Origin of the sequence: Brachyspira sp. G79 (assembly GCF_002379365.1) — a bacterium.
Classification (GTDB): Bacteria; Spirochaetota; Brachyspiria; order Brachyspirales; family Brachyspiraceae; genus Brachyspira.
This window is the reverse complement of the sequence record NZ_JQIU01000008.1, coordinates 1,842,877-1,850,786: the sequence shown is the minus strand read 5'-3', so window position 1 is coordinate 1,850,786 and position 7,910 is coordinate 1,842,877. Positions and strand designations below refer to the sequence as shown.

General features: G+C 28.7%; 11 protein-coding genes. All 11 read right to left on the bottom strand.

Translation table 11 applies throughout. The features are described from left to right. Positions 1-51 precede the first annotated feature (51 nt). The 11 genes from KQ44_RS09605 to KQ44_RS09555 all read right to left on the bottom strand — a co-directional run bounded on the left by KQ44_RS09605 (position 52) and on the right by KQ44_RS09555 (position 7,704). Positions 52-222, bottom strand: a complete 171-nt coding sequence (locus tag KQ44_RS09605; RefSeq protein ID WP_240516578.1) for a hypothetical protein — start codon at positions 220-222, stop codon at positions 52-54. A 39-nt stretch (positions 223-261) separates the two neighbouring features. After that, positions 262-1,266, bottom strand: coding sequence for a hypothetical protein (locus KQ44_RS09600; RefSeq protein ID WP_096737209.1), 1,005 nt, complete (start codon positions 1,264-1,266; stop codon positions 262-264). 256 nt (positions 1,267-1,522) lie between these two features. After that, positions 1,523-2,071, bottom strand: coding sequence for a class IV adenylate cyclase (locus KQ44_RS09595; RefSeq protein ID WP_096737208.1), 549 nt, complete (start codon positions 2,069-2,071; stop codon positions 1,523-1,525). A 5-nt stretch (positions 2,072-2,076) separates the two neighbouring features. After that, on the bottom strand, positions 2,077-2,619 hold the full coding sequence (gene mreD / locus KQ44_RS09590) for a rod shape-determining protein MreD (protein ID WP_096737207.1): 543 nt from the start codon (positions 2,617-2,619) through the stop codon (positions 2,077-2,079). After that, complete coding sequence (gene mreC / locus KQ44_RS09585; RefSeq protein ID WP_096737206.1) at positions 2,619-3,503, bottom strand: rod shape-determining protein MreC; 885 nt, start codon at positions 3,501-3,503, stop codon at positions 2,619-2,621. Before mreC ends, mreD begins: the two co-directional genes overlap by 1 nt. 49 nt (positions 3,504-3,552) lie before the next feature. Next, the gene (locus KQ44_RS09580; protein WP_013113588.1) at positions 3,553-4,578 is read right to left on the bottom strand and encodes a rod shape-determining protein; all 1,026 of its coding nucleotides are present in this window, start codon (positions 4,576-4,578) and stop codon (positions 3,553-3,555) included. 5 nt (positions 4,579-4,583) lie between these two features. Beyond that, positions 4,584-5,525, bottom strand: coding sequence for a tetratricopeptide repeat protein (locus KQ44_RS09575; protein WP_096737205.1), 942 nt, complete (start codon positions 5,523-5,525; stop codon positions 4,584-4,586). 17 nt (positions 5,526-5,542) lie between these two features. Beyond that, positions 5,543-5,953, bottom strand: coding sequence for a polymer-forming cytoskeletal protein (locus tag KQ44_RS09570; protein ID WP_096737204.1), 411 nt, complete (start codon positions 5,951-5,953; stop codon positions 5,543-5,545). Between the two features lie 10 nt (positions 5,954-5,963). After that, the gene (locus KQ44_RS09565) at positions 5,964-6,779 is read right to left on the bottom strand and encodes a protein-glutamate O-methyltransferase CheR (protein WP_096737203.1); all 816 of its coding nucleotides are present in this window, start codon (positions 6,777-6,779) and stop codon (positions 5,964-5,966) included. 28 nt (positions 6,780-6,807) lie between these two features. After that, positions 6,808-7,230 carry a response regulator gene (locus KQ44_RS09560; protein WP_096737202.1) on the bottom strand — a complete coding sequence of 141 codons (423 nt, stop codon included), beginning with the start codon at positions 7,228-7,230 and terminating at the stop codon, positions 6,808-6,810. 6 nt (positions 7,231-7,236) lie between these two features. After that, positions 7,237-7,704, bottom strand: coding sequence for a chemotaxis protein CheX (locus KQ44_RS09555; protein ID WP_096737201.1), 468 nt, complete (start codon positions 7,702-7,704; stop codon positions 7,237-7,239). Positions 7,705-7,910: the final 206 nt, after the last annotated feature.

Sequence of the window (7,910 nt, the reverse complement as noted above, 5' to 3'; positions counted from 1 at the left end):
TTTTATTAACTAAATCTATTCTAAAATTTATAAATACTATAATACCATTATCTATATATCTTTTTTATATTTTTGATAAACTTCATCATTATATGCAGTCTTCACATCGGTATAAAGTATATCATTATAGATATAAGCTCTTGAAAAATGAAGTCTTAATTCATAAGCATGTAGTGATAAACATGATGATATTGTCAAAAATAATATTAGTACACACTTCATATTTTTTATTTTATACTTTTTTTATTAAAAGTAAATATATTATAGATAAAGGCTTATATCAAGTCCGATTTTACTTTCCATAGTTTTATAGGAATATAGTTGTTTGGATCGTCCATAATCATATTTTAGACCTATGATAACCCTATAAATTTCAAACCCTACTCCTACACTTATTTCTGGAATCCATTCCGTATGTTGATCATTTATATAATATCTCTGTCCGTTTGTATATCTTGAAACATTATTTATTAAATCATGATTTAATCCCAAATAAACACCTGCTATAAAACTTATTTCTCCCCATATAGGTACTCTAAAATCAGTTCCAGCAAATGCACTGAATAAGTTTACGATGTTTGATTTATCAAATCCTATTATTGCAAAATTCATTCCTCCGTAAAATGTAAACCAGCCATATTTATAGTATGCTGATACATGCATTTGTTCAAATCCTGAATCTTTAAAATCTTCTTTTTCTTTATCATATAATTTTTCATCTCCAAGTATATCCCCGCTAATATGAGCACATATATGTCTTAAAGGACTGAATCTTAATTTAAAAGTATTATTAAATATATAATCAAAAAAAACTTCTACCTGCATATAAGTGCCGTACATAAGACTTTGTCCGTAATATTGATCATATCCTTTTTTATATTTTGATAAAAAGAAATGTGTTAAATATCCTACACCTATTTTAAATCTATGCACCTCATTATATCTGAATGCTATAGGAGTAACTTCAGTAGCAAGTGTAGGCTGATAATAAAAATCCATCTTATCGAAATTAAAATTATCATTATTGTACATTTTATCTATGTTAAGAACATCGCCAATCCAAAAACTACTGTTGTAGGCATCAGGATCAAGCCAGCCTGAAAAATATCTGTCTGTTTCATAATTTTTTAATGGGTTAAACTCCCACTCCATTTTTATTTTTTGGGTATAATTATCCATCTTATCTTTTAAAGTATTACTTTGTTGGGAGTATATAATAGTATTTAATAGCAGTATTAGTACAAAAGTATAAATAGTTTTTATCATATATTAATCTTTGTAATTTTTTTGTTTTATTTGTTTAATTAAAGATTATATTAGATTTTTTATTATATAGCAATAATATTTTATCATAATATAATGTGTATTTTATAAAATTAAACTTGTATCCACATTATTCTTATGTATATTTATCCGTTATAATATGATAGATAGTTTTGTATTAAAATAACTATGAAATTAGAAACTTTATTTTAAACATTATTAAATTATAAATATCGTTAAAAAATTATTACACTCTTACTTATTTTGAAAGTAAATTAATATAGGCTTCAGTTTCTATGTCTTTTTTATCTATGCCTATTTCATATAATATTGATTTTAATTTTGATACTTGTTCTTCTACTGAATTATCAGAGTTTAAAAATTCTATTTCTATAAAATTGTCTAAATTTTTTATTTTTGAAACTTCTACTAAAGCATTTTTATATATGAAAGCATAGCCTTTTTTTTCTTTTCTGACATACTCTTTATATTTTTGGATTTTAAACAAAAAGTTAATAATGAATCTCGCTTTTTTTTTGCTTACTTTTAATTCTCGCTCTTCATTAACTTCCACACCATCAATTAGCACTCTATCTTTAGCACAAAAAGTATGTCCTCCATGTTCTATTCTAAGTCTTATGCAGTCGCTAGTTTTTATATTTTTATTTTTTATATCATTTTCTTTTGCATAGTAAATATCTTTTTTAAAATATCTCTTTTTGAATCTGGCGTTTTTGTATAGAAAGTTTAATACAGAGTCAAAGTCTCTAACATACGCTTTTATTTCAATTTCAGAGTTTGAAGGCATAATTATTACTCGCTGTATTCTTTTGTTGTGCTGTCATCAACATGTATGCCTTGCTTATCATATATTATAGGAGCAACCTTTTCAAATAGTATGAAAGCAGGAGAGGAGAGTATAACAGTAAGAGGAAGTCCTACTAAAAGTTCAGCTCTTATTAATACAGCAACATTTGAAAGATCAGAGTATATAGAAGTTACTAAAAATAAAGCTATAATTTTTATTAAATAACCTACTAAAGTTACAAATATTCCTGCGGCAATTTGTTTTATGAATATTCTAGTATTGAAGAAACCTACAAAAAAACCTATATTTAAGAATATTATGGCATAAGAACCGAATGTTCCGCTTGAAACAATATCCTGCAAAAGCCCTATAATAAAACCATATATTATTCCGTCAAAAGAACCGTATCTGAATGATATAAATACTAAAAATATTAAAAGTAAATCTGGTTTAGCTCCAAGTGCTACTCTTATTAAATCATAAGCTGGAGATGACTGTATTAAAAGGAGTATCAATGTTGTAATGATAACGGTTATAACTCTTTTCATTATTTTGTCTCTCCATTATTTTCATCTTCTTCATTTGCAAGCATAATAATTTCTTGGTCTGGCACTTTTTTAATAACATAAACGTTTTCTAAGGTAGAGAAATTAACTGTAGGCTCAACATATAGGTCGTGGAAAAGCCCATAATTTTTCTTTTCTACTTTGAATATAGTACCAACTAATATACCTTTCGGGAAAACACCTCCCATACCGCTTGTAACTACACGCTCTCCTTCTTCAACGTCCATTTGCAAATCTATATACTGCAGATGAGTTTGTGTGGATTTTGGACTTTGACCAACCATAATACCAGTAGTTCTTGAGCTTTCAAGCATTACAGATATTTGAGATCTTTGGTCAACTAATGAGAGTATTCTGCTATTGTATCTTCTTACCTCAACTACTTTACCCACTAAGCCTTTATATCCGTTTTGATATGATATTACTGGCATTCCTACCACTATACCATGTGCACTTCCTTTATTAATAACAATGGTAGTGTAGAAGTTCTGAGGGTCTTTAGAAACTATTTCAGCATATTCCAAAGCATATTCATCGGTAGGAGCCTCATTGAGTAGTGCTCTTAATCTGTCATTCTCAGCACTTAATTGTTCATACTCTAAAGCAGCCCCGCTTAATTCTGCTATTCTGTCTTTTAATACCTGAACTTGACTTTGTAATGTAAATATATCTGTTATGCTTGTATATAGGTATACAAAAGCTCTTGAAACACTTTTGGTAGCACTTTGAATAGGGTATACTCCAAGTGCATAAATAGACTGTAAGTTAAATACGAAATTACTCCTATTTAAGACCATAAGCATAGCTGCTATAAGGTTAAGCAGAATATACAAAGTAAGAAGTTTATGTTTTAAAAAAAGTTTCACGCCTATGAGTATCGGATATATTAATCAAAGTTTTATAACTTTTCCTACCTTAAGAGTACCTTCTGTAATTTTTTAAGTTTTTAGTTTCTTCTATAAACTTTCCACATCCGATAGCAACGCAAGTAAGCGGGCTTTCAGCAAGAATTACAGGAACTCCTGTTTCCATAGATATTAAGTCAGTAAACCCTGGTAGTAGGGAAGTACCGCCGCTCATAACAATACCCCTTTCTACAATATCAGCAGAAATTTCAGGAGGAGTCTGATTAAGTACCGATTTTACGGCTTCTAATATTTCTATTAATATATCAGCTATAGCATCTTTAATTTCAGCACTGTTGATTGTAAGAGTTTTAGGAAGTCCTGATACAGAATCACGTCCTCTTATGTCCATAGTTTTTGATATATCGCCTTTATAAGCATGACCAATATTTATTTTTATCTCTTCAGCAGTTTTTTCACCTATATAGAGGTTATGAGTTCTTTGCATGTATTTGATAATAGCATCATCAAGCTCATCGCCTCCAACACGTATAGAAGCACTTCTTACCATACTGCCAAGTGAAAGCACAGCAACCTCAGTAGTACCGCCTCCTATTTCTATAATCATATTACCATGCGGCTCATTAATAGGCATGTCTGCTCCAATTGCAGCAGCTCTTGCCTGTTCTATTAAAAATATTGTTCTTGCCCCAGCCTGTTCGCAGCTTTCTCTAACAGCACGTCTTTCAACTTCAGTAATTCCAGTAGGAATACCTATTGCTATTCTTGGTTTTACTAAAGTTCTTTTATTATGCACTTTATTTATAAAATATCTTATCATTTTTTCAACAGTTTCAAAGTCGGCAATAACGCCATCTCTCATAGGTCTTATTGCTGCTATAGAGTTTGGAACTTTACCTAACATTCTTTTTGCTTCGTTTCCTACAGCAATAACATTTCCAGTACTTTTTTCTATAGCCACTACAGAAGGTTCAGCCAAAACAATACCTTCTCCTTTTACATATACTAAAGTATTAGCTGTACCTAAATCAATTCCCATATCACTTGAGAACATATTATATAACCAGTTAAACATTTTTATTACAATCTCCTTAATATATCCCTAGCGGGCTTATACGAATTATCTATTTTTATAGCTTCTCTAAACATCTTTATAGCTTCATTTCTTCTTTTAGTTTCTAAATATAATGTTCCTATACTATAATATAAATCTGGATTTTTGTCATCTATCTCTAAAGTCTTTTTGTAAAAAAATTCGCTTTCTTTATATAGTCCCTGTCTGTAGTATAATTCACCTAATTTGAAATAGGTTCTCGCTTCAAGCATATCGTTATTATTAAATTTACCATCCATTGATGATAATATTTGTATAGCCTTAGTATAATCTTTATCGCCTTCATATGCATTAGCTAGTTCGTAATATAATTCCATATTGATAAATTTTTCGCTGTTTTCGCTTATTTCTCTGTCAATAGCCTCTTCCAAATATTTTACAGCATCTTTATATAGTCCTATTTCATAGCATATTTTTGATAATTCTATAGTTGTTGATACTCTATTGTCTCCATCGTTTATTGCATTGATATATGATTTATAAGAATCAATATAATAAGCCTTACCAAGTCTTTGATAGCTGTATCCTAATCTTTGATATATTATATTTTTATTTTTTATAAATTTAGAAGTTAATAAAAGCTGCTTAGCATATCGTATGATATTCTGGCTTGCAGTTGTAATAATATCATTTTTATCAGATCTTATTAGTATATCATAATATAAGTCTATCCCAGTAATAAGTATATTTTTATTTAATGGTCTTTTAGTATAAAGATCATTAAACAAAAAAGATGCGTTATTATAGTCTTCTAATGCCATATAGTCATAAATAGATTTTAATCTTTTTTTTTCTATATAGTTAGATGTAAACAGATAAGCAGCGGCAATAATGCTTAGGACAGCAATTAAAGTTATGATGATAATATGTATACTAATTCTTTTTTCAACATTATATAGATAAGGCATTATATTTATATAATCCGTTAATTATTATTATTTTCTGATCCATTATTATATAGGGATAGTATAGTTTCTTTAGGATTAGTAAGAGGGTCTGGAGCAACTATACATAATCCTTCAAGTATAACACCATTTTGTATAATAAGTTCAGGGGTTCTTATTTCCCCAAGCACTCTGCTTGTAGGCATAAGCATAACTCTATTTTTAGCTTCTATATTTCCAATGATTATGCCTTCAATAACAGCCGATACAGTTTTTATATTAGATTTTATTTTTCCAGTTTGACCTACAAATACATTATCAACTTCTAATTTTTCACCCTCATAACATCCGTCAACTCTCAAAGTACCGTTTAATGTAAATTCTCCTTTGAAGTATGAACCTTCGCCTATAATAGAATTAGACTCTGTAGTTTCATTTCTTTTCATAAACATTAAAAAACTCCTAATTTTTAGTGTATACTATGGAATTATCTATATTGTTAAATTTAAATTTGGTATCAAGACCAAATAAAGATTCGCTGTGACCTATAAATAAATATCCATGCTCATTTAATATATCATAAAATCTATTAACAGTAAGTTTTACAGATTCATTATCAAAGTAGATAAGCACATTCCTGCAAAAAATAACGTCCATATTTGTCTGACTGCCTCTATGCCTCAAATTATGATAATCAAAAGTAATAAGTTTTTTTATATTACTTTTTACGGCATATTCTCCAGACGGTAGTCTATCAAAATATTTTTTTAAATAGTCTTCTGGAACATTCTCAACTTTATGAGCTTCATACCTTCCTTCTTTAGCAGCAACCAAAGAATTGAGAGAAAGATCGCTTGCAAATATTTTAATATCCTGTTCTCTAATTCCTGGCGTTTCCAAACAAGTTATAGCTATAGAGTAGGGCTCTTCCCCAGTAGAACAGCCTGCACTCCAAATTCTTATTTGCTCACCTAATTTTTTTGTTTTTAATATTCTAGGCAGAACATAATTTTTCAGCAATTTGAAGTTAGGTTCGTTCCTAAAAAACTTTGTAAGGTTTGTAGTAATGTTATCTAAAAAAGTTCTAAGTTCTTCCTTGTTAGTAGATACAAGTTTATAATAATCTTCTACTTTATCAAGATTTCTCTCTTTCATAGAAGATGCAATGCGTGACTCTAAAATAATCTTATTAATAACATTAAAACATATACCGCTTTCTCTATATACAAAATCCCTGAATAGATCGAATTGTTTATCAGTTAGTTTCAGTTCATTCAAAATCAATTATTCCAGAATAAATAAAAAACTATTGTTTATTTTTGGCAAGAACCATCTTAATACGTTCAAGAACTTTTTTTCTATCTAAAGGTTTTGTAATATAGTTTTTAGCACCTGCTAGAAGGGCCTTTTTAACCATATCTTCTTTACCTAAAGCACTAACCATAACTACTTTTGCATTTTTATCATATTCAATTATTTTTGTTAAAGCTGTAATACCATCCATTTTTGGCATTGTAATATCCATAGTTACTAAGTCTGGCTTGTATTCTTTATACATAAGTACGCCTTCCTCTCCGTTTTCTGCTGTACCAACTACATTGTACTGCTCAGATACAAAAATTTGCTGCAGCTGTTTAACAACGAATGCAGAGTCATCTACGATTAGAACTTTGAATGGCTTTCCAAATTCATTTATACCATCAGCTTCTTTTGTATTAATGTCAGACATATTTATTTACTCCTTTTCTGATTCTACGGCAACTAATATATTAAAATCGCCAATAGAGGTATCTAATTTTATATGAAGAAATTCCGATTCGCTTATCGAAACTTCTAAATTCTTGCTTTTCATTATAACAGGCGGCGATATATCAACATTATACCCGTCTTTTTCTAATTTTGTTACAGCAAGTCCTGCTATTAAATTAACAAGCTCCTGTACTGTGGATAATGATAATTCATCAATATCTTTTACTTCGCTGTCATTCATTATAGAAACTATTTTTTTGGCTGTTTCTATTTCCATATCTATTATAAAATGACCTACTATATCTTCTGATAATGCTACTATTGCTATAATGCCTGAAGCATTAACAAAATCTCCTTTTAAGGTTATATCGCTAATTTTTATACCATTTTTCAGATAATTCTGAAGTATTTCATTAGAAGCATCTGTAAATGGTCTGATATAGTCAAGTCTCATTTTTTAATACTCTTTTTTTAAACTATAATTACTTGTATATATTTTAACAATTTATGACTTTTTTTGCAAGTAATAGTTATAAATATAGTATTAAAATAATTCTTGCGTTAAGTATCGAAAAAAAAATAATTTTCTTGAAAACAATATTTTTATTATTGCAAAATATTTAATATTATATGTTAAGATATATAATTATAGTATATGAT

Bases quoted from the DNA above. Each gene is read 5' to 3' on its own strand.
- KQ44_RS09605 (WP_240516578.1), bottom strand. From the start codon at position 222: ATGAAGTGTGTACTAATATTATTTTTGACAATATCATCATGTTTATCA.
- KQ44_RS09600 (WP_096737209.1), bottom strand. From the start codon at position 1,266: ATGATAAAAACTATTTATACTTTTGTACTAATACTGCTATTAAATACT.
- KQ44_RS09595 (WP_096737208.1), bottom strand. From the start codon at position 2,071: ATGCCTTCAAACTCTGAAATTGAAATAAAAGCGTATGTTAGAGACTTT.
- mreD (WP_096737207.1), bottom strand. From the start codon at position 2,619: ATGAAAAGAGTTATAACCGTTATCATTACAACATTGATACTCCTTTTA.
- KQ44_RS09580 (WP_013113588.1), bottom strand. From the start codon at position 4,578: ATGTTTAACTGGTTATATAATATGTTCTCAAGTGATATGGGAATTGAT.
- KQ44_RS09575 (WP_096737205.1), bottom strand. From the start codon at position 5,525: ATGCCTTATCTATATAATGTTGAAAAAAGAATTAGTATACATATTATC.
- KQ44_RS09570 (WP_096737204.1), bottom strand. From the start codon at position 5,953: ATGTTTATGAAAAGAAATGAAACTACAGAGTCTAATTCTATTATAGGC.
- KQ44_RS09560 (WP_096737202.1), bottom strand. From the start codon at position 7,230: ATGTCTGACATTAATACAAAAGAAGCTGATGGTATAAATGAATTTGGA.
- KQ44_RS09555 (WP_096737201.1), bottom strand. From the start codon at position 7,704: ATGAGACTTGACTATATCAGACCATTTACAGATGCTTCTAATGAAATA.